General features: G+C 67.6%; 24 protein-coding genes. 17 read left to right on the plus strand and 7 right to left on the minus strand.

Annotated features, from left to right (window positions below; genetic code table 11):
* Window positions 1-16 precede the first annotated feature (16 nt).
* The 14 genes from JYK02_RS28085 to JYK02_RS28150 all read left to right on the plus strand — a co-directional run bounded on the left by JYK02_RS28085 (window position 17) and on the right by JYK02_RS28150 (window position 10,150).
* Window positions 17-505, plus strand: coding sequence for a flagellar assembly protein FliH (locus tag JYK02_RS28085; RefSeq protein ID WP_171420301.1), 489 nt, complete (start codon window positions 17-19; stop codon window positions 503-505).
* 36 nt (window positions 506-541) lie between these two features.
* Window positions 542-1,459: a flagellar hook-length control protein FliK gene (locus JYK02_RS28090; protein ID WP_207055657.1), complete on the plus strand. Its 918-nt coding sequence runs from the start codon at window positions 542-544 to the stop codon at window positions 1,457-1,459.
* On the plus strand, window positions 1,456-2,817 hold the full coding sequence (sctQ, locus tag JYK02_RS28095; RefSeq protein ID WP_207055658.1) for a type III secretion system cytoplasmic ring protein SctQ: 1,362 nt from the start codon (window positions 1,456-1,458) through the stop codon (window positions 2,815-2,817). The genes JYK02_RS28090 and sctQ overlap by 4 nt, the downstream gene beginning before the upstream one ends.
* A gap of 102 nt (window positions 2,818-2,919) precedes the next feature.
* Window positions 2,920-3,579: a flagellar biosynthetic protein FliO gene (locus tag JYK02_RS28100; RefSeq protein ID WP_207055659.1), complete on the plus strand. Its 660-nt coding sequence runs from the start codon at window positions 2,920-2,922 to the stop codon at window positions 3,577-3,579.
* Window positions 3,580-3,589: 10 nt separating this feature from the next.
* Window positions 3,590-4,417: a type III secretion system export apparatus subunit SctR gene (sctR, locus tag JYK02_RS28105; protein WP_207055661.1), complete on the plus strand. Its 828-nt coding sequence runs from the start codon at window positions 3,590-3,592 to the stop codon at window positions 4,415-4,417.
* Between the two features lie 16 nt (window positions 4,418-4,433).
* Window positions 4,434-4,700 (plus strand): flagellar biosynthesis protein FliQ, encoded by a 267-nt coding sequence (gene fliQ / locus JYK02_RS28110; RefSeq protein WP_171420306.1) that lies wholly within the window; start codon window positions 4,434-4,436, stop codon window positions 4,698-4,700.
* Window positions 4,697-5,515 (plus strand): flagellar biosynthetic protein FliR, encoded by an 819-nt coding sequence (locus JYK02_RS28115; RefSeq protein WP_207055662.1) that lies wholly within the window; start codon window positions 4,697-4,699, stop codon window positions 5,513-5,515. The genes fliQ and JYK02_RS28115 overlap by 4 nt, the downstream gene beginning before the upstream one ends.
* Before the next feature lie 19 nt (window positions 5,516-5,534).
* Complete coding sequence (sctU, locus tag JYK02_RS28120) at window positions 5,535-6,617, plus strand: type III secretion system export apparatus subunit SctU (protein WP_207055663.1); 1,083 nt, start codon at window positions 5,535-5,537, stop codon at window positions 6,615-6,617.
* Window positions 6,618-6,627: 10 nt separating this feature from the next.
* Complete coding sequence (locus tag JYK02_RS28125) at window positions 6,628-6,912, plus strand: EscU/YscU/HrcU family type III secretion system export apparatus switch protein (protein ID WP_207055664.1); 285 nt, start codon at window positions 6,628-6,630, stop codon at window positions 6,910-6,912.
* A 46-nt stretch (window positions 6,913-6,958) separates the two neighbouring features.
* Window positions 6,959-7,441: a hypothetical protein gene (locus JYK02_RS28130; protein ID WP_207055665.1), complete on the plus strand. Its 483-nt coding sequence runs from the start codon at window positions 6,959-6,961 to the stop codon at window positions 7,439-7,441.
* A 3-nt stretch (window positions 7,442-7,444) separates the two neighbouring features.
* The gene (locus JYK02_RS28135; protein ID WP_143899251.1) at window positions 7,445-7,921 is read left to right on the plus strand and encodes a SycD/LcrH family type III secretion system chaperone; all 477 of its coding nucleotides are present in this window, start codon (window positions 7,445-7,447) and stop codon (window positions 7,919-7,921) included.
* A gap of 122 nt (window positions 7,922-8,043) precedes the next feature.
* A complete protein-coding gene (locus JYK02_RS28140) occupies window positions 8,044-8,646 on the plus strand; it encodes a hypothetical protein (RefSeq protein ID WP_207055666.1) in 603 nt (200 codons plus the stop codon).
* Window positions 8,647-8,767: 121 nt separating this feature from the next.
* Window positions 8,768-9,142: a hypothetical protein gene (locus JYK02_RS28145; protein ID WP_207055667.1), complete on the plus strand. Its 375-nt coding sequence runs from the start codon at window positions 8,768-8,770 to the stop codon at window positions 9,140-9,142.
* A 216-nt stretch (window positions 9,143-9,358) separates the two neighbouring features.
* A complete protein-coding gene (locus JYK02_RS28150; protein ID WP_207055668.1) occupies window positions 9,359-10,150 on the plus strand; it encodes a carboxypeptidase-like regulatory domain-containing protein in 792 nt (263 codons plus the stop codon).
* Between the two features lie 87 nt (window positions 10,151-10,237).
* Here the strand turns inward: JYK02_RS28150 and JYK02_RS28155 are convergent, their stop codons facing one another.
* The 4 genes from JYK02_RS28155 to JYK02_RS28170 all read right to left on the minus strand — a co-directional run bounded on the left by JYK02_RS28155 (window position 10,238) and on the right by JYK02_RS28170 (window position 11,753).
* Window positions 10,238-10,462 carry a hypothetical protein gene (locus tag JYK02_RS28155; RefSeq protein ID WP_207055669.1) on the minus strand — a complete coding sequence of 75 codons (225 nt, stop codon included), beginning with the start codon at window positions 10,460-10,462 and terminating at the stop codon, window positions 10,238-10,240.
* 208 nt (window positions 10,463-10,670) lie between these two features.
* Window positions 10,671-10,895 (minus strand): hypothetical protein, encoded by a 225-nt coding sequence (locus JYK02_RS28160; protein ID WP_207055669.1) that lies wholly within the window; start codon window positions 10,893-10,895, stop codon window positions 10,671-10,673.
* A 204-nt stretch (window positions 10,896-11,099) separates the two neighbouring features.
* Window positions 11,100-11,324 carry a hypothetical protein gene (locus JYK02_RS28165; RefSeq protein WP_207055669.1) on the minus strand — a complete coding sequence of 75 codons (225 nt, stop codon included), beginning with the start codon at window positions 11,322-11,324 and terminating at the stop codon, window positions 11,100-11,102.
* Window positions 11,325-11,528: 204 nt separating this feature from the next.
* On the minus strand, window positions 11,529-11,753 hold the full coding sequence (locus JYK02_RS28170) for a hypothetical protein (RefSeq protein WP_207055669.1): 225 nt from the start codon (window positions 11,751-11,753) through the stop codon (window positions 11,529-11,531).
* Window positions 11,754-12,027: 274 nt separating this feature from the next.
* On the opposite strand from JYK02_RS28170, the gene JYK02_RS28175 reads away from it, so the two are divergent.
* Window positions 12,028-12,495, plus strand: a complete 468-nt coding sequence (locus JYK02_RS28175; protein WP_207055671.1) for a tetratricopeptide repeat protein — start codon at window positions 12,028-12,030, stop codon at window positions 12,493-12,495.
* 86 nt (window positions 12,496-12,581) lie between these two features.
* The gene (gene sctV, locus JYK02_RS28180) at window positions 12,582-14,708 is read left to right on the plus strand and encodes a type III secretion system export apparatus subunit SctV (protein ID WP_207055673.1); all 2,127 of its coding nucleotides are present in this window, start codon (window positions 12,582-12,584) and stop codon (window positions 14,706-14,708) included.
* Window positions 14,709-14,789: 81 nt separating this feature from the next.
* Here the strand turns inward: sctV and JYK02_RS28185 are convergent, their stop codons facing one another.
* Both JYK02_RS28185 and JYK02_RS28190 read right to left on the minus strand, forming a co-directional pair.
* On the minus strand, window positions 14,790-15,848 hold the full coding sequence (locus JYK02_RS28185) for an FHA domain-containing protein (RefSeq protein ID WP_207055675.1): 1,059 nt from the start codon (window positions 15,846-15,848) through the stop codon (window positions 14,790-14,792).
* A 27-nt stretch (window positions 15,849-15,875) separates the two neighbouring features.
* Window positions 15,876-16,934, minus strand: coding sequence for a tetratricopeptide repeat protein (locus tag JYK02_RS28190; protein ID WP_207055677.1), 1,059 nt, complete (start codon window positions 16,932-16,934; stop codon window positions 15,876-15,878).
* A 103-nt stretch (window positions 16,935-17,037) separates the two neighbouring features.
* Here JYK02_RS28190 and JYK02_RS28195 point away from each other — a divergent pair, with 103 nt between their 5' ends.
* Window positions 17,038-17,556, plus strand: coding sequence for a hypothetical protein (locus JYK02_RS28195; RefSeq protein ID WP_207055679.1), 519 nt, complete (start codon window positions 17,038-17,040; stop codon window positions 17,554-17,556).
* Here JYK02_RS28195 and JYK02_RS28200 read toward each other — a convergent pair.
* Complete coding sequence (locus JYK02_RS28200; protein ID WP_242589312.1) at window positions 17,498-18,397, minus strand: RDD family protein; 900 nt, start codon at window positions 18,395-18,397, stop codon at window positions 17,498-17,500. The genes JYK02_RS28195 and JYK02_RS28200 overlap by 59 nt on opposite strands.
* Window positions 18,398-18,477: the final 80 nt, after the last annotated feature.

Consider the following 18,477-nt stretch of genomic DNA (forward strand, 5'->3'; position numbering starts at 1 on the left):
GTAGGATGCCCCCACCATGCCCCCGTACCGGTTGCAGTCGTTGCTGGACATGCGTGAGAAGGCGAAGGAGGAGGCCGAGCAGGCTTTCTCCGACGCCGTCAAGGCGCTGGCGAAGGAAGAGCAGGAACAGCAGCGCCTGGAGGCGGAGCTGGAGCGCCGCCGCAAGGAGCGCAAGGCCAAGGTCGCCGAGTACTTCCAGCAGATCATGGCCAAGGGCGCCGGCATCAACGGCATGAACATGATGGGCCGCTTCGAGGAGCGTCTGAAGGACGACGAAGCCCAGGTCGCCCTCCAGATCGAGCACCAGAAGGAGGTCGTCCGGACGGCCGGCCGCCTGGTGGAGCAGCGCCGCATGCTGATGGCCGAGGCCGCCAAGGAGCTCAAGGCCATCGAGAAGAACAAGGAGAAGTTCGTCAAGCAGGTCAAGAAGGAACGCCAGGACCGGGAGGAGCTGCAGCAGGAGGAGATCGGCAGCGCCTTGTTCCTGGCCCGCCAGCGCAAGTAACCTCCCGCCGCCTTCCGTTGAGCCTGGAGAGACGCCATGAGCCGAGTTGATGACGATCGCGATGCCGCGCGCTTGGCGGAGCGGATGATCCAGGAGCGCAAGCTCGCGGAGGCGAAGACCCAGAAGCGCCTGCAGGGCGACTCCGTCTTCTCCAAGCTGGTCCAGCAGGGCCAGGCCGAGCAGGCCCAGCCCAAGCAGCTGCAGGAGCAGAAGCAGCCCCTGGGCAAGCAGGTGCTGGCGCGCCTCGCGCAGCAGGGACAGGGCAAGACCTTCGACGAGAAGCTGGCCCAGAAGGAGACCGCCACCCCCTTCGCCAAGCCCGGTGAGTCCACCCAGGGCGCCCAGCAGTCCCAGCGCAACACCGAGACGCAGCAGATGTCCCGGGGCGGCGAGGCCCGCAAGTCCGAGGTCGTGGAGGAGAAGCGCTCCACGGACGTGCGCGAGAGCGACATGTCCAAGGCCGAGGGACAGGCCGGCCGGCTGAGCCAGGAGAAGGGCGAGCTGAAGATCGACGTCAACGCCGGTGGCGGCAAGGGCGCGGGCGGCGGGGCCGGCAAGGAGAAGGACGACAAGGGCGGGCAGATGGCCGCCGCGGCGGGCTTCCGCTTCAACCCCGCGCTGATGGCGCCGGTGCCCGTGGCCAAGCCCAAGGACACCGCGGGCTCCGAGCGGCTGCGCGCCATGGCGAACGAGATCGCCCAGAAGATCGTCGAGCGCGTGCGCGTGGGCACCAACGCCGCGGGCAACGCGGAGTTCCAGATCGACCTGCGCGGTGACGTGCTCAACGGCCTGTCCATCAAGGTCAGCGCGAAGAACGGGAAGATCTCCGCCGTCTTCAGCGGCAACGACCGCGACACGCTGAAGATGCTCGAAGAGCAGAGCGAAGGCCTGCGCAGCGCCCTGGGTGGCCGGGGGCTGGCGCTTGAAAATCTGAGGTTCGAGGCGAAGACATGAGCCTGGAGCCGGACGACGAGCCCGGAGTCTTCGAGCGCACCATGTTGGTCGACACCCGGAAGCTGGGACCGCCCCCGAAGCCCGCGCAGGCGCCGGCCGCCGCCCCGGTCATGCCGTGGCGGCCGTTCGCCTTCCCGCACCTGGAGAAGGTGTCCCGCTCACAGAGCCAGCTGGCGGAGCGGCTGCGCTGGCTCACGCCCAACGCGGGCACGCTGGAGACCGTCTGCGCGCGCCTCAAGGCCCTCTTCGACGTGGACGTGCGCCTGTCGGTGGAGTCCGCCCAGGCGCGCCCCATGACGGAGCTGCGCCGCTTCCTGGGCGACCCGTCCTTCCTCGCGGTGCTGGCCCCCGGCGCGCTCAAGGGCCGCGCCATCCTCGAAATCGAGCTGTCGCTGGCGCACTCGGCGGTGGACCTGCTGCTGGGCGGCGCCGGTGAGACGGTGGGCCTGCGGCCGCTGACGGACATCGAGGAGGGCGTGATGGGCTACGTCGTCCTGGAGGCCCTGAAGGAGCTGGTGCCCGGGCTGCAGCCCGGCGTCCCCCGGCCGCGGCTGGATGGCGTGGCGCGCGGCGTGGACGAGGTCTCCGCGCGCCTGGGCGAGGACGGCCCGATGCTGGCCGTGCACCTGAACGCGGTGCTGGGCCCGCACCGCGGCATCGTGCGGCTGGTGGTGCCGTCGGCGGTGCTGGAGGCGGCCGAGCCCGCGGTGGAGAGCGCCCAGCGGCGCGACCATCGCCGGCAGGACATGAAGGCCAACGGGCGGCGCCTGTCCGCGCTGCGCGACTGGCTGCGCGCGGAGATTGGCGTGGCGGAGCTGTCCGCCCAGGACCTGGCGTCGTTGCGCGTCAAGGACGTGCTGCTGCTGGACATGCTGTCGGCACGGCCGGACAAGGGCGAGGACGGCACGGCGCAGCTGCGGCTGGGGCTGGGCCGCACCGGCCACTTCGCGGTGGACGTGTTCCTGGAGAACGACCGCTACCGCGCGCGCATCACGGACATCGTCCCCGGGGAGCCGGGCAACCCCCAGGGTGGGGAGTCCGGCGGGCCGGAAGAGAACGAGGACTTCACCAACCCGGAGCTGGGCGTTCCTCCGGAACTCGAAGGGGCGGCATTGGACGACAACAACCGGGACGGAAGCGATCTGCTCAGCGACCTGCCCCTGCAGGTGGCGGTGGAGCTGGCGCGCGTGCCCATCACGGCCGAACAGGTGGTGGGCTTGCGCACAGGCCAGGTCATCGACCTGCGCCGTGGGGCGGGGGAGCCCGTGGACCTGTCGGTGAATGGCAAGGTCGTGGCCCGGGGCGAGCTCGTGGAGCTGGAGGGACAGCTCGGCGTTCGCATCATCCACCTGAGCTGAAGCGCGTGTGCCCGTGCGTCACAGGGCAGGCGGGCAGGGGGGCGTGCTCGTGCCCGGGCCCGTGGCGGTTCTGACTCGGGTGCACTAGGCTCGCGCGCATCCATGGCGGTCCTCGGTCTTTCCTCCTCGCGCCTGCTGCTCGGCGCAGCGCTCCTCCTCGCGTCGCCCGCCGTCCTGGCGCAGGCGCCCGTGGCCTCCACGCCGGATGCCACCGTCGCGGCGCCGGCCCCGGAGGCCGCCGAGCCCCAGGCCGTGAAGCCCGCGGCTCCCTCGGCTCCCGCGCTGGCCCCCGCCACCGGTGATGGCGCGGCCCGCGCGAAGCGCCACGCGGATGAGCTGGACCGCGAGCTGGGCATCGAGCCGGAAGCCGACGCGGCGCAGGAGAGTCTGGGCTGGGTGGTGGTGCGCACGGTGGCGCTGTTGGGCGCGGTGCTCGCGGCCATCTATCTCACGCTCAACGTGGGCCTGCGCAGGTTGATGGGGCTGCAGGGCGTGCCCGTGGGCAAGGCGTCGGTCGTGTCGGTGATGGAGCGCATCCCGTTGGATCAACGGCGCACGCTCTTCGTCCTGAAGGCCGCGGACGAGTACCTGCTGGTGGGTGGCGGCGAGGGTGGCGTGCAACTGGTTTCGAAGCTGGACCGCGACGCCGTGGAGCGCATCCGCTCCGCGCGTCCGCCGTCTTCGCCGGTGTCCCTGAGTCCTTTCCTCCAGAAGCTCCTCTCCCGCCGGACCGGTGGCACCACGCCGCCGCCGGGCGTCTGAAGGCCGTCCCGTGAACCGTTCGTCTCCCGCCGCCCGTCCGCTGCTGTTCCGCGCCCCGCCATGGCTCTTCGCGGCCCTCGTGTCGCTGCACCCCTTCGTCGCGTCCGCGGCGAAGAAGGGCGGGGACGGGCTGCCGGATGAACTGGTGAAGGAGGCGGTGAACACCGACTCGTTCACCTCCCGTCCGCTCATCCTCATCCTCGCGCTCGCGGCCATGTCGCTGGTCCCGTTCGCGCTGATGATGGTGACCAGCTTCGTCAAGATCTCGGTGGTGCTCTCCATCGTCCGCTCGGCGCTGGGCACCCAGCAGATCCCCCCCACCCAGGTCATCACCGGCCTGGCCATCATCCTCACCGTCTACATCATGGCCCCCGTGGGCCAGGAGATGTACCGGGCGGGCGGCATCGACATCTGGTCCCGGGGAACGTCGGTGTTCTCCTCGGAGACCGTGGGCACGATGCTGGGAGCCGCGGACAAGTCCAAGGAACCGCTGCGCGAGTTCCTGATGAAGAAGGTCACCAACAAGGACCGCACGCTCTTCTACAGCCTGGCGAAGAAGATGCGGAAGGAGGAGGACCGCAAGGACATCGGCCCGAACGACTTCATGGTCATCGTGCCGGCCTTCGTCGTGTCCGAGCTGAAGGAGGCCTTCCAGATTGGCTTCCTCCTGTTCGTGCCCTTCATCGTCATCGACATGGTGGTCGCCAACATCCTGCTGGCGCTGGGCATGCACATGCTGTCGCCCACGACCATCTCCATGCCCTTCAAGCTGCTGTTGTTCGTGCTCGTGGACGGCTGGTACCTCATCGCCAAGGGCCTGGTCATCGGCTACCTGTAAGGAGCCCCGTACTCCCATGAATCAGCTCACGTTCATCACCCAGGAGGCGCTGTTCCTGGTGCTCGTGGTCTCCGCGCCGCCGGTGCTCATGAGCCTCCTGGTGGGCTTCATCATCGCCCTGTTCCAGGCCACGACCCAGATCCAGGAGCAGACGCTCACGTTCGCGCCCAAGGTCGTCCTCGTCTTCGGCGTGCTGGCCATGACGGGCCCCTGGATTGGCGGACAGTTGTTGCGCTTCACCTTCCACGTCTTCGACCGCTTCCCGGCGCTCATCGGCAGATGAACATCGGCGAAGCCATGGCCGAGCTGGGCGCTCGGGTGAACCTGTCGGTCACCATCTTCACGGTGGCACTCATCATGTGCCGCGTGATGCCCATCCTCATCTTCAGCCCCTTCCTGGGCGGCGAGGTCGTTCCCTCGGAGATGAAGCTGGGCCTGGGCCTGATGGTGTCCGTGGTGCTGTTCCCGTCCGTCGCGGACCGGATGGACAAGATTCCCCTGAGCGCGCTCCCGTACATCGGGCTGCTGCTCAAGGAGATCTTCATCGGGTTGTCGCTGTCGTACATCGTCAACATCGTCTTCGACGCGGCCCGGGTCGCGGGCAACCTGATGGACACGATGGCGGGCAGCAACAACGCCCAGCTCTACGTGCCGCAGCTGGGGCAGCAGGTGTCGCTCTTCTCCAGCCTCAAGGTGCAGCTGTGCGTGGTGCTGTTCCTGTCGCTGGACGGCCACCACGTCATCATCCGGGCGCTCGCGGAGAGCCTGGCGGTGGTGCCGCTGGAGGGCTTCCCGCACTTCAGCCGGGGCGTGTGGCCCTTCTTCGACCTGATGATCCGCTCCTTCGCGGACCTGCTGAAGATCAGCCTGGCGCTGGCGGGGCCCGGCATGGTGGCCGCCTTCGCCACCGACCTGGCCATGGGCGCCATCAACCGCGTGGCCCCGCAGATCCAGGTCTTCTTCATCGCGATGTCGCTCAAACCGCTGATGAGCGTGCTCATCATCTTCGTCTCCATCCACGTCATCATCGGCCGCATGCAGGGCGAAATGGGCGCCATGCTCCGCATGGTGCGGCAGGCCATCCAGCTGCTGGGTTGAGGGCTCCCGGGACCGCACCATGTCGGACGAGAGTGGCGACAAAACAGAGGAACCGTCGCAGAAGAAGCTCGACGATTCCCGCAAGAAGGGGCAGGTCTGGAAGAGCAAGGACCTGACGGGCGTCGCCGTGCTCGTGGCCGGCCTGGGCATCGCCCGGGGGACCTGGAGCACGGTGGAGTCGGAGGTCTCCGCGCTCTTCCTCTTCACCTTCGACGTCATCGCCCATCCGGACCGCCTGGACCTGGCGATGTCGCAGATCCTCTACATGGCGCTGAAGACGCTGGCCGTCCTCACGCTCCCGGTGGCGGCGGGGGCCGCGGCCATGGGCGGGCTGATGGAGTTCCTGCAGGTCGGGTCGCTGTTCACCATGGACCCGATCATGCCCAAGTTCGACAAGCTCAACCCCATCTCGGGCTTGAAGAACATGTTCACGAAGAAGGCCTTCGTCGAACTGCTCAAGAACCTCATCAAGATTTCCGTCGCCGCGTACGTCGTCTACGGCGTGGTGCGCGACTCCATGCCCCTGGTCATCGAAACGGTGCGGCAGGACACGCACGGCATCATGGCCATCCTGGGGGAGATCATCTACCGGGTGGGCGCGCGCATCATCCTGCTCTTCGTCATCTTCGGCGTGTTCGACGTGTGGTGGCAGCGCAAGTCGTACATGAAGGACATGATGATGACGAAGGAGGAGGTCAAGAAGGAGTACAAGCAGAGCGAAGGCGACCCGCACCACAAGGCCAAGCGCAAGGAACTCCACCACGAAATCATGGAGGGAGCCCAGATGGAGGCGGTGAAGGACGCGAGCGTCATCGTCACCAACCCGGACCACGTGGCCGTCGCGTTGATGTACGACCAGAACAAGGACGGGGCCCCCCGCGTGCTGGTGAAGGGCATGGACGCCAAGGCGGAGCGCATCAAGGCGCTGGCGAGGGAGGCCGACGTGCCCCTGCTGCGCAACGTGCCGCTGGCGCACGCGTTGTTGCGCGTGGAGGTGGGCGAGGAGGTCCCCGAGGAGCTCTACGACGCCGTCGCCGAGGTCCTCAACTTCGTCTACGGGCTGAAGCAGCAGCAGAACGCGGCGCCGCCTGCGCGCGCCTGAGGAGAAGGCCATGGCCAGCGACCAAGAGGCGGACATCGCCATCGCCATCAAGTACGACAACAAGGCGGACGGCGCCCCGCGCGTGGTGGCCAAGGGGATGCGCCTCAAGGCGGAGAAGATCCGGGAGATCGCCAAGCAGTACGGCATCCCGGTGATGCGCAACGTCTCCCTGGCGCACGCCCTGTACCGGGTGGACGTGGGCCAGGAGGTCCCCGAGGAGCTCTACGACGCGGTGGCGGAGGTCTTGAACTTCGTCTACGCGCTCCAGCGCGAGCAGCAGGCGGGCGGGCGCTGAAGGGGGCTGGACGCGGGCCCCCCTCCTGTATTGAAGTCGGCCCACCATGGCCAGAATCAACAATCAGCCCCCCAGCACCGCGCTTTGGCCCTGGGGCGGCCCCCGGAGTGTCCGCGAGCGGCTGGTGGATCCCGCCCAGCTCGAGCGGGCGAAGAAGGCGCGCAAGGCCGGCAACATCAAGAACCCGTCGATGCCGTCGGCGGCGCTCCTTGATTTCATCGGGCCGGCGCACTCCTCGGAGGAGCTCCGGCTGCCGCTGCCGCCGCACCCGGGCGGTCACGACGCGGACCTGGAGGGCTTCAGTGACCGGCCGCACCTGGCCAGCGTCGCGGGCCGTGGGGATGACGGGCAGCGCCGCATGCTGGAGCGCGGGCTGGCCAAGGTGAACGCGCCGCCGGAGCGCCTGGAGCGCCTCAAGGCCCTGCTGCAGCGCGAGTCCGCCATGCTGGGCCTGGTGGACCAGGTGAGCGCGGAGTCGCAGGAGATCATCCGCCGCATGTGGGAAGAGCAGAAGGACGAGGGCTACTGACCCATGGCGGCGCTGGACCCCGAAGACCCGCAGGACGAGGCGAAGCTCACCGCGCTCCTGCAGCGCTGGGCGGAAGGCAAGGCCACGCTCCGCGAGGTGCGCGGCTATTCCAACGACGAGCTCTACGCCATCGCCAAGACGGCCTACTTCTTCTTCTACCAGGGCCGGGTGGCGGAGGCGCGCACGCTCTTCCAGGGGCTCTACGCCGTCAACCCCACGGACGTGTACTTCGCCAAGGCGCTGGGCGTGGTGGAGATGGCCGCGGGCAACGGGCAGGGGGCGCTCGCCGCCTTCGACGTGGCCGCGAAGCTGGCCCCGCAGGACCCGGCCGTCTACGTGGGCCGCGCCGAGGTGAAGCTGGCCATGGGCCAGAAGCCGCAGGCGCTGGAGGACCTCCGCCGCGCCGCGGCGATGACGCCGGTGGATGATCCGGTGGTGCGCAAGGCCGGAGCCATGGTCAACGCGCTCACCCGCCGTTAGCAGGCGCGCTCCACGGCTCGGGATTCCGGGGCTTGAGGGGCTTCAGGTGTTTTTGGGCACCCTGGATCTTCTGCTAGGGTGTTTCATGTCATCCATTTCTCTCCTACCCAAAGGACAGCGCAATGACGACCCCGAACCCTGATCCGCGAGTCCCCGCCACGATGCCGCCGGCGGCGCCTGAAGAGGTGACCAAGAAGCGCGACGGCCTCATCTCGGGTCTGGACGCGGCCGCGAAGTCCGCGACGGGGACCCTGCAGGCGGTGCTCCGGAAGATGTCCGAGCTGCTCGCGAACACGAAGGATGGCGCGCAGCTGAACATGAACCTCTACGAGGACGTGAAGACGGCCTTCAACCGTCACCTCAAGGAGGCGGAGAAGAACCCCAAGCTGGCGGCGGACATGCCCGCCGTGCTCATCAACGCCGTCGAGTGGATGCAGGAGTACATCTCGTCGCGCGGCTTTGATCCCGCGCCCGCCGCCGCCGCCGCGCCGGCCGCCACGGCTCCTGCCGCCGCCGCCGCTCCGGGCCAGGCCAAGGTGAAGGACGCCTTCGAGAGCTCCAGCGCCGCGAAGAAGCGCGCCGTCCTCACCGGCGACGTGCCGCCGCCGCCCTCGGTTGCCGCCACCCCCGCCGCCAAGCCCGCGGACGCGCAGGAAGTGCAGAAGGACCTGGAGTCCTTCAAGGCGTGGATGAAGAACCCGGCCCTGGGCAAGCTCAAGGGCTAGCAGGACTTCCTCGACGGGGGGCTCCCTTTCTCGGGCTGCCCCCTGTTCCGGAGACGCAACTTCTCGCCCCGTCGGCGGATAATCCCCACAAGATTCAACTTCCTTCCTACGGAGTTCCCCCATGGCTGGTGGAGTGAATGGTGTCGGCGCGGGCAGCGGCGCGCAGCGCAAGCAGTCGACCAACACGGAAGCCCAGAAGCAGCAGGCCGTCCAGGACGCCATCAACGCGTCCGTTGCCCGCATGAAGGAGGACGAGGGCAAGACGAGCTACCTGGGCGAGGGCCGCATCGACAAGGTGAAGGAGAAGGTCGCCGAGGAGATGGAGACCTTCATGAAGGAGAACCCCAACGCCACGCCCGAGGAGATCAAGGCGAAGGCGGAGGAGAGCGCCTCCAAGAACGAGACCAATGCCGGCTTCGAGAAGATGCGCGACGACAACTTCTTCAAGAAGCTGATGTCCCGCCGCAAGGAGCTCATCCGGGACATGTGGGGCTGAGTCGTCCCCTGTAAGTGCCGTCACCCGCGCTGCCGTCCGGTCCACCCAGGGGTGGCGGGCGGCAGTCGTGCTTTGCGGGACAGGCATCCGAGCAGGCGCTGGCCCCTGGCTTGAAAGGGGGACTGGCGCCCCCGGTTCTCCGGTAGAACCTAGTCGGGGCGACCGGCTCTTCAGGGACTGGCGCCGGAACGGAGCGGAAACCCAAGGAGGACGCGGATGCGCTGGACGCGAAACGCAGTGGCCTGGAGCCTGGTGGGGTTGATGGGTGTGGTGGGGGGCTGCAGCAAGGAGAACGGCGGCAAGGACGACGGTGGGGGAGGGACGCCGCAGACGGGCTATCTCACCGGCAAGGTGGTGGACACGCAGGGGCAGCCGCTCGCGGGGGCGATCATCACCGCGGACAACACCCAGTTCTATGACTCCAATGTCCAGGCGACGTCGGGGTCGGACGGGACGTACCGCGTGGACACGAGCCGTCCGACCGGCACCTGGCACGCCAGCGCCGTCGTGAAGCGGCAGTACAACGGGAAGGAGTACACCTTCGACCTGGATCCGAACGACGACAACGTCTTCGCCGGAAACGAAGGGGCGGTGCGCAACTTCACCTGGAAGCTCACGGGAAAGCGCCCGGATGATCTGGGCTTCTACGGTGGGCGGGTGACGGTGTACGTGGATCAGTTCACGGATCCGGCGGACCCGGGCGCGCCCATCACCAACGAGGACATCGAGCTGACGCTGGCCCCCAGCGGAAAGCTGGTGGACGGCACCGACGGGCAGACCATTACCCAGAAGCTGGTGCGCACGGCGGACGGGGACTCGGTGACGGACGTGCCGGTGGGCCGCTACACGGTGTCCGCGCGCTACGTGCAGGCCGGGAAGTCGCCGCGTCCAATGCAGGTGCGGATCCGGGACACCGGCCAGTACGCCAACTCGGTGACGGCGGACTTCGACAGCATCAACATCGGCCGGCACTTCATCGAGCTGAACGCCGAGCTGCCCAAGCCCTGAGGTCCGCGGTCCGCGGCCCGCAAAAGCGAAGAGCCGGCCTCCCGCGAAGGAGGACCGGCTCTCGTACGCCCAGGGAAAGCGGCGGAATTACTTGGTGTTGCCGATGATCGACATGGCGATGTCGCTCAGCTTCTTCATGATGTTGGAGGCGAACGCGGCGGCCTCCTGCTGCTTCTGGAGCATGAGCTGCGCCTTGGCGCGGGTCAGGTCGTCACCCTTGAGGCCCTTCAGGGTGGCGGACTCCGTCTCGTTCAGCTCCTGGGAGGCGTTGAAAGCGGTGCGGACTGCAGAGCCAGCGACGTCAGCGTTCATGGGAGTCTCCGAAGGTTGAGGCGGGTAGTACCGCGAAGCTGCTTACAAAGAGGATTATCCGAGGCCGCGCCGAAGAGTTTCCTCCCCCCTATTTTCTCCCGAATTTTCCCGGGGATCCAGGGGGGCCCCCGAGAAGGCCCGCAAAAGCGAAGAGCCGGCCTCCCGCGAAGGAGGACCGGCTCTCGTACGCCCAGGGAAAGCGGCGGAATTACTTGGTGTTGCCGATGATCGACATGGCGATGTCGCTCAGCTTCTTCATGATGTTGGAGGCGAACGCGGCGGCCTCCTGCTGCTTCTGGAGCATGAGCTGCGCCTTGGCGCGGGTCAGGTCGTCACCCTTGAGGCCCTTCAGGGTGGCGGACTCCGTCTCGTTCAGCTCCTGGGAGGCGTTGAAAGCGGTGCGGACTGCAGAGCCGGCGACGTCAGCGTTCATGGGGTGACTCCGAAGGTTGGAAGCGGGTGGGTACCGCGAAGCTGCTTACAAAAGGATTATCCGGGCGAGCTTTCCGGAGTTTCCTCCGGCCTTTTCTTTCTGATTTTCCCCCGCCGCCGCCGGGGCGCGCGAGCCCGCAAAAGCGAAGAGCCGGCCTCCCGTGAAGGAGGACCGGCTCTCGTACGCCCAGGGAAAGCGGCGGAATTACTTGGTGTTGCCGATGATCGACATGGCGATGTCGCTCAGCTTCTTCATGATGTTGGAGGCGAACGCGGCGGCCTCCTGCTGCTTCTGGAGCATCAGCTGCGCCTTGGCGCGGGTCAGGTCGTCACCCTTGAGGCCCTTCAGGGTGGCGGACTCCGTCTCGTTCAGCTCCTGGGAGGCGTTGAAAGCGGTGCGGACTGCAGAGCCGGCGACGTCAGCGTTCATGGGGTGACTCCGAAGGTTGGAAGCGGGTGGGTACCGCGAAGCTGCTTACAAAAGGATTATCCGGGCGAGCTTTCCGGAGTTTCCTCCGGCCTTTTCTTTCTGATTTTCCCCCGCCGCCGCCGGGGCGCGCGAGCCCGCAAAAGCGAAGAGCCGGCCTCCCGCGAAGGAGGACCGGCTCTCGTACGCCCAGGGAAAGCGGCGGAATTACTTGGTGTTGCCGATGATCGACATGGCGATGTCGCTCAGCTTCTTCATGATGTTGGAGGCGAACGCGGCGGCCTCCTGCTGCTTCTGGAGCATGAGCTGCGCCTTGGCGCGGGTCAGGTCGTCACCCTTGAGGCCCTTCAGGGTGGCGGACTCCGTCTCGTTCAGCTCCTGGGAGGCGTTGAAAGCGGTGCGGACTGCAGAGCCGGCGACGTCAGCGTTCATGGGTGACTCCGAAGGTTGATGCGGGTGGGTGCCGCGAAGCTGCTTACAAAAGGATTATGGCGGATCAGGGGCCGGAAGTTTCGTCCCCATTTTCCGATCATTTTCCGACCCGCGAGCAGGGCGCCAGATCCGACCGTGGGCGTGGAGGGACGCACCCTCTTTGAAGGTTGCGCCGATAACAGCTTAAAGTGTCCGCGCCCGGCACCCCTCCCGTCCCTCAAGAGGCGGTTTTCCGGGCACGACTTCCTGTCCTCCCTCTGAGGGACCCGCGCTGATGACGACCGAATCCAAGGCTCCGGTGTCGAACGACAACACCCGGCCGCTCTCCGGCCCGGAGATGCTCGAGCGCGCCACTGAAGGCTTCAACCTGTTCCAGGACGGCCGCTTCAGCGAGTCCCTGCCCATCTTCGAGAAGCTCTCGGCCATGGACCCCCGGGAGGCCTACTTCCAGACCGCCCTGGGCGCCTGTCACCTGGCGCTGGAGGACCTGGACACCGCGGTGGAGTGCTTCAACCGCGCCATCGAGCTGGACCCCAGCGACATCACCCCCTTCGTCAACCGGGGCGAGGCGTTCCTCCGTCAGGGCCGCACGATGGAGGCGGCCCGCGACTTCCAGCATGCCGTGTCGCTGGACCCCGAGGACAAGGACCCCTTGAGCCGCCGGGCGCGCATGCTCGCCGCCGCGGCCCTGGAGAGCTCGGACGAGGCTTCGGAATCCGAAGCCCCCGAGGACCGCTCTTAGGCTGACCGCAGGCTCCCTCTCCGGACAGGGGAGGGATGGCCCCCCCTTGGGCTCGGGGGCGGGCACGGATTAGGATGGCCGCGCCGATGGCCAACGCCGATCCGAACAGCTTCCTGAACAAGTACTCCGACATCGTCCTGGCCGTGGTCGTCGTGGCCATCGTGGCGATGATGATCGTCCCGCTGCCGACGATCATCCTGGACGTGTTGCTGACGCTGAACATCAGCATCTCGGTGGTACTGCTCCTCATCTCCCTCTACGTGCCCAGCGCGCTGTACCTGTCGTCGTTCCCGACGATCCTGCTGATCACGACGATGTTCCGCCTGTCGCTGACCATCTCCACCACGCGACTCATCCTGCTCACCGGTGACCCGGGCGAAGTGGTGGTGGCGTTCGGTAACTTCGTGGTGCAGGGCAACTTCGTCGTCGGCGCCATCCTCTTCCTCATCCTGGTGGTGGTGAACTTCATCGTCATCTCCAAGGGCTCGGAGCGCGTCGCGGAAGTGGCCGCGCGCTTCACCCTGGACGCGATGCCCGGCAAGCAGATGTCCATCGACGCGGACCTGCGCGCCGGCGTCATCGATCAGGATCAGATGAAGAAGAAGCGCCGCGACCTGGAGCGTGAGAGCCAGCTCTTCGGCGCCATGGACGGCGCCATGAAGTTCGTGAAGGGCGACGCCATCGCGTCCATCATCATCACGGTCATCAACATCGTGGGCGGCCTCATCATCGGCGTGACCCAGAAGGGGATGGCCGCCGGTGACGCCGCGCAGAAGTACACGCTGCTCACCATCGGTGACGGTCTGGTCGGCATGATCCCCGCCATCCTCATCTCCACGTGCGCCGGTATCCTGGTGACCCGCGTGGGCGGCGAGGAAGAGGGCGCGCACCTGGGCAAGGACGTGGGCTCGCAGCTCACCGCCTTCCCGAAGGCCATCGCCATCGCGGCGGCCATGCTCGTGGGCCTGGGCCTCATCCCCGGCCTCCCCAAGATTCCCTTCTTCCTGCTGGGCGCGGGCGCGGGCTTCGGCGCGTACACGATGATGCGCAAGCGCGATGAGGCGATGGCCGCCGAGGAGGCGGGCCCCGCGACGGAGTCCAGCTTCGGCACGCCCGTGTCCTCCGAGCCTCCACCCAAGGCGGAGCTCAACCCGGACTCGGAGCTGTTCATCCCCGTCGTCACGCCCATCGTGCTGGAGGTGTCCGACGCGCTGGTGCCCTTCGTGGACTCGCGGCAGGACGGCGGCAAGTTCCTCTTCGAGCTCATCCCGTTCATGCGCGACGGCCTCTTCGTGGAGCTGGGCGTGCGCTTCCCCGGCGTGCGCGCGCGCGGCAACGGCGGCCTGCCGCCCGGGGCCTACCAGATTCAGATCAACGAAGTGCCCGTCGTCACCGGCCAGGCCACCCTGGGCCACATCCTGGTGAACGACACGGTGGAGCGCCTCAAGCTGATGAACATCCCCGGCTTCGAGGCCATCAACCCCGCGACGCGCCAGCCGGCCGCGTGGGTGCCCGAGCAGTTCCGGGAGACGCTCGAGTCCGCGGGCCTCACCACCTGGGACGTGCCCGGCTACATCATCCTGCACACCGCCGCCGTGCTCCGGAAGAACGCCCGCGAGTTCGTGGGCGTGCAGGAGACGCAGACGATGCTGGAGCAGCTGGAGAAGGCGTTCCCGGCCATCGTGAAGGAAGTCGTCCCGAAGATCGTCAACGTGCTGAAGCTGACGGACATCCTCGGACGCCTGGTGGAGGAGGAGATCTCCATCCGCGACCTGCGCGGCATCCTCCAGGCACTGTCGGAGTACGGGCAGGTGGAGGCGGACAACGTCATGCTCACCGAGCATGTCCGCGCCTCGCTGCGCCGCTACATCTCCCACAAGTACGCGCGCGGCACCGGCACGCTGGTGGTGTACCTGCTCGACCCGAACATCGAGGAGGCCATCCGCAGCTCCATCAAGCGCACCTCCGCGGGCGCCCACCTGGCGCTGGAGCCGGAGATTGCCCAGGAGATCGTCGGCGCGGTGCGTTCGGAGTGCGGCCACCTGCCGCCCAGCGCCCAGCGCCCCGTCATCCTCACGGCCATGGACATCCGCCGCTACGTGCGCAAGCTGCTGGAGTACGAGTTCAACCCCTCGTTCTCCATCCTCAGCTACCAGGAGCTGTCCCCCGAGCTGAACATCCAGCCGGTGGCGCGCATCTCCTCCGGCCGGTAGTCCGTCCCGCGCCGCAAATGCGAAGGCCCCCGTCGCGAGACGGGGGCCTTTGTCGTTTCAGGAGGCGGCCGGCGGGTGGGCTCAGGCGCCCGCGAGCACGGCGATCATCAACACCAGGAAGCTCAGCCCCACCACGCCCATCACGATGAGCGGGACGAGCTTCTTCTTGTCCGCGAGCGCGGACACCGGCGCGGGTTCGGGCTCCGGCTCGGGCATGGACTCGCCCATCCCGGCGTCGGGCTGCGGCTCCTCGGAGGAACCGTCGGGCTGCGGCTCCTCGGACGCGGCGGGCTCCTCCGGCGGCGCGGGGGCGGGCTCGGGCTCCGGTTCGGGCTCCGGCGGGGGCGGCTCCTCGCGCTTGGGCGGGGAGGGGCGCGGCGGGGAGGGGGCCGGGACGACGGCGGAGCTCTCCGAGGAGAGGCTCACGGCGGGCTCGTCCGGCGGCTCGGCGGGGTCCACGTAGACGAAACGGGTGGCGCCAATCTCCAGCTCGTCGCCGTCCTTGAGCGCCTTGCGGTTCACCCGCTTCTTGTTGACCTTGATGCCGTTGCGGCTGCCCAGGTCCTCCACGTGCGTGCCGGACCAGTCGCGGCGCACCTTGGCGTGCTTGCGGGAGACGAGGTCGTCCTTGAGGATGACGTCGGCTTCCTTCTCGTCGCGGCCGAAGATGTGCTCCTGGGCCTCGGAGATTTCGATGCGCTGGCCCTCGCGGGGGCCGTTCATGTAGCGCAGGAAGCGCTCCTCGCCACCGGACAGGCCGCGCATCGCGTCCTTCAAGGCTCCGCGCGCGAGGAAGGACGTCTTGTCGCTGACGTCCGGGGCGATCTCCACGACCTTGTCGAAGCGGACGTCGTACTGCGCGATGGCGATGACGTCGCCGTTGCGCAGGAGCTCCTTCTCCCCCTTGGGGAGCGCCTTGCCGTTGATCTTCGTGCCGTAGGCGCTGCCCAGGTCCTCCAGGAAGTAGAGGGTGCCCTCCTGGATGATGCGCGCATGGTTGCGCGACACCGCCTGCTGCGGGAGCACCACCTGGCAGGTCTTGTCCCGCCCCAGGGTGATGACGGAGTCGTCGAGGACGACCTCTTTGCCCGAGGCGCCGCCGGCCTCGCTGCGCTGTGTGACGGTCAGACGGACGCTCATCGCGTGTGTCGCTACCCGAAGGGACGGCTAGAACGAGTCGTTGGCGAGGAATCTCTCACACGTCGTGTACTCGGTGGGGAATTCCTCGGAGGTTCCAAACTTCATGAAGTTCTTGCACGCCGTCTGCGCGTGGGTCTGCTTGTGGGCCTCGTTGAAGATCTGGAACAGGCCGAAGTGGCAGGGCGCGAACTTGGCGTCCAGCTTCACGCACTTGCGGTAGGCGGCCTCCTCCTCGGTGAGCAGGCCCTTCTCCCGGTACTGGCGCGCGAGCAGGTACATGGCCGGGGCGCTGTTCTCCGCCGTCTGGGTGTCCTTCAGCTCCTTGAGGGCGGAGTCGGTGAGGGCCACCTTGCGCTGGGCGACGGCCAGGTTGTTGAGGCAACTGGAGTTCTTCTCGTCCAGGCGGGCGCAGTTGCCGAAGGCCTCGCGGGCCTCCGCGAAGCGGCTCTGCTCCAGCAGCACCGTGCCCAGGTCGTGCCACACCTCCGCGGAGTCCGGGGTGAGCTGGGCGGCCTGGGAGATGTGCTCGAAGGCCGTCTCCAGGTCCTTGTCCTCGTAGGCCATGATGCCGAGGTTGTGGTGGGCGTTGGCCACGTTGGGGTTGACCGCGAGCAGCGTGTCGAACTCCTTCCGGGCCTCCTTCTTCTTGCCCATCTTCATGTAGGTGAGGCCCAGGTCGTAGCGCGACTCCAGGTTGTCCGGGTTCACCTGCAGGGCGCGCTTGAAGTTGTCGTGGGCCTTTCCGTAGGCGCCTTCGTCCAGGTAGAGGACGCCCAGGTTCTGGTAGGCCTGCAGGTGCTCCTGGTTGAAGCGCAGGGCCTTGATGAAGAACTCCTTCGCCTTGCCCTTGTTGCCCGAGTACATGGCGATGAGGCCCTTGTTGGCCCACAGGTCCGCGTACTGGGGGGAGAACTCCAGGCCCAGGTTGCAGTAGGTCTCCGCCTTCTGCAGGTCCCCGTTGGCCATCTCCTGCGCGCACAGCTCGTTGTTGATGAGCGCCCGCTCGTGCGGAGGCGGCGTGCTGAGGCAGGCGGTGGTGGTGAGGGAGGCGGCGGCGGTCAGCGTGAGGAAGAGGCGAAGACGCATGGCCGCGCGAGTGTAGGAGAGCGCCACCCCATGAGGCAACGCCGGCCTTCCGCTGAATCAGCGCTGTTTTCCAGGGGTTAGGGGGGCTGTAGAGTGCGCCGCCATGCGTACCTACCTTTGTGCTTTCGGCCTGCTTGCTGCCCTGCTGGGCGCGGCTCCTGCTCACGCGCAGTTCTCCAACCGCAGCCTGGGGCTGTCGCTGGGCTACATGGACTTCAAGCGCACCGCGGGACTCGCGGGCACGCCGTTCATCGGCCTGGAGGGCAGCCTCTACATCGAGAACGGCTTCGAGGTCGTCTCGCTGTCGAAGCTGATGTTCCCGACGGACACCTTCTCCAACCCGGAGAAGCGCGTGGTGGGCCTGGCGCCGTCCCTGGGCATCCGCTACCTGCTGCTGGAGGAGACCATCCGCCCCTACATCGGCACGGACGTGAGCTACCTCATCGTCTTCAAGGAGAGCATCAGCAACTTCGTGGGCATCGGGCCCAACGCGGGCGTGGACTTCTTCCTGAGCGACTCGGTGAGCCTGGGCGTGCGCGCGCAGTACAACTTCTACATCGCGCTCAACGAGGATACGCAGACGTCGTTGACGGGCTCCGTGGGCCTGGCGACGTACTTCTAGGGCCGGACGCAGGACGCCCCGGACGTGCTCCCGGGGCGGGCAGCAGGGCGGCGGCGACGAGCAGCGTCCACTTCTCATCCGAGAGGTGGGCGGGCTTCTCCATGGCGAGCGAGTCCTGGAGCCGGGCGCCCAGCGCGGAGAACAGCGTGAGCCGGGCCTCCAGCCGCAGCTCCTCGCGGCGCAGGGCGGCGGACAGCACCAGCTCCCGCTCCTCGGTGGACAGCCGCTTCACGCGCGAGACGAACAGCGGATCCGCCAGCAGGCCCTCCTCGCCCCGGGTCTCCAGGGCGGAGGGCATCTTCAGGCGCCGCTCGCGCACGACGATGGTGCCGGCGAGCAGGTCCCCCAGCCGCTGGTGGGAGCGCGACACGAGCGCCACCGAGCCGCCCACGAGGTAGAGCAGCGGCAGCCGGTCCACCACGCGCGCCAGGTTGCGCAGGGCCGCGTGGTAGAAGCCGATGCGCACGCCGCTCTCCTGGATGACCCGGAGGGACATCACGCGCTTGCCCACCGTCTGGCCCGCCCACGCGGTCTCCAGCGAGATGCCGTAGCCCCAGTCCACCAGGAAGTAGACGACGATGCCCAGCGCGCTGGCGAAGCCCGGGAACGCGGCCATGGCCACCTGGAACACCAGCAGCACCACCATGGTGGCGAAGCCGACGATGAGCGCGTCAATGAGCCACGCGATGAAGCGCGAGTACACCCCCGCCAGCGTGAAGCGGAACTCCACGTACTCCGGGGTCAGCACCGTGTGGGTGCCGTCGAGCAGGGTGTCGGGGGTGGGCGTCACGGCGCCGGAGTGTACGCTACGCGGGCCCGCGGGGAGCAGCCAGGCAGCCATCCCCAGCCGGGGGGTAGATGCGGGCAGGACTTGAAGAGTGTTATTCGTGAATAGCGGGCTCCCACGTTATCCTGTCCGCA

Origin of the sequence: Corallococcus macrosporus, from assembly GCF_017302985.1 — a bacterium.
Taxonomy (GTDB): Bacteria; Myxococcota; Myxococcia; order Myxococcales; family Myxococcaceae; genus Corallococcus; species Corallococcus macrosporus_A.

Coding starts and splice junctions, on each gene's coding strand:
- JYK02_RS28085 (WP_171420301.1), top strand. CDS start 17: ATGCCCCCGTACCGGTTGCAGTCGTTGCTGGACATGCGTGAGAAGGCG.
- JYK02_RS28090 (WP_207055657.1), top strand. CDS start 542: ATGAGCCGAGTTGATGACGATCGCGATGCCGCGCGCTTGGCGGAGCGG.
- sctQ (WP_207055658.1), top strand. CDS start 1,456: ATGAGCCTGGAGCCGGACGACGAGCCCGGAGTCTTCGAGCGCACCATG.
- JYK02_RS28100 (WP_207055659.1), top strand. CDS start 2,920: ATGGCGGTCCTCGGTCTTTCCTCCTCGCGCCTGCTGCTCGGCGCAGCG.
- fliQ (WP_171420306.1), top strand. CDS start 4,434: ATGAATCAGCTCACGTTCATCACCCAGGAGGCGCTGTTCCTGGTGCTC.
- JYK02_RS28115 (WP_207055662.1), top strand. CDS start 4,697: ATGAACATCGGCGAAGCCATGGCCGAGCTGGGCGCTCGGGTGAACCTG.
- sctU (WP_207055663.1), top strand. CDS start 5,535: ATGTCGGACGAGAGTGGCGACAAAACAGAGGAACCGTCGCAGAAGAAG.
- JYK02_RS28125 (WP_207055664.1), top strand. CDS start 6,628: ATGGCCAGCGACCAAGAGGCGGACATCGCCATCGCCATCAAGTACGAC.
- JYK02_RS28130 (WP_207055665.1), top strand. CDS start 6,959: ATGGCCAGAATCAACAATCAGCCCCCCAGCACCGCGCTTTGGCCCTGG.
- JYK02_RS28135 (WP_143899251.1), top strand. CDS start 7,445: ATGGCGGCGCTGGACCCCGAAGACCCGCAGGACGAGGCGAAGCTCACC.
- JYK02_RS28140 (WP_207055666.1), top strand. CDS start 8,044: ATGACGACCCCGAACCCTGATCCGCGAGTCCCCGCCACGATGCCGCCG.
- JYK02_RS28145 (WP_207055667.1), top strand. CDS start 8,768: ATGGCTGGTGGAGTGAATGGTGTCGGCGCGGGCAGCGGCGCGCAGCGC.
- JYK02_RS28150 (WP_207055668.1), top strand. CDS start 9,359: ATGCGCTGGACGCGAAACGCAGTGGCCTGGAGCCTGGTGGGGTTGATG.
- JYK02_RS28155 (WP_207055669.1), bottom strand. CDS start 10,462: ATGAACGCTGACGTCGCTGGCTCTGCAGTCCGCACCGCTTTCAACGCC.
- JYK02_RS28160 (WP_207055669.1), bottom strand. CDS start 10,895: ATGAACGCTGACGTCGCCGGCTCTGCAGTCCGCACCGCTTTCAACGCC.
- JYK02_RS28165 (WP_207055669.1), bottom strand. CDS start 11,324: ATGAACGCTGACGTCGCCGGCTCTGCAGTCCGCACCGCTTTCAACGCC.
- JYK02_RS28170 (WP_207055669.1), bottom strand. CDS start 11,753: ATGAACGCTGACGTCGCCGGCTCTGCAGTCCGCACCGCTTTCAACGCC.
- JYK02_RS28175 (WP_207055671.1), top strand. CDS start 12,028: ATGACGACCGAATCCAAGGCTCCGGTGTCGAACGACAACACCCGGCCG.
- sctV (WP_207055673.1), top strand. CDS start 12,582: ATGGCCAACGCCGATCCGAACAGCTTCCTGAACAAGTACTCCGACATC.
- JYK02_RS28185 (WP_207055675.1), bottom strand. CDS start 15,848: ATGAGCGTCCGTCTGACCGTCACACAGCGCAGCGAGGCCGGCGGCGCC.
- JYK02_RS28190 (WP_207055677.1), bottom strand. CDS start 16,934: ATGCGTCTTCGCCTCTTCCTCACGCTGACCGCCGCCGCCTCCCTCACC.
- JYK02_RS28195 (WP_207055679.1), top strand. CDS start 17,038: ATGCGTACCTACCTTTGTGCTTTCGGCCTGCTTGCTGCCCTGCTGGGC.
- JYK02_RS28200 (WP_242589312.1), bottom strand. CDS start 18,397: ATGGCTGCCTGGCTGCTCCCCGCGGGCCCGCGTAGCGTACACTCCGGC.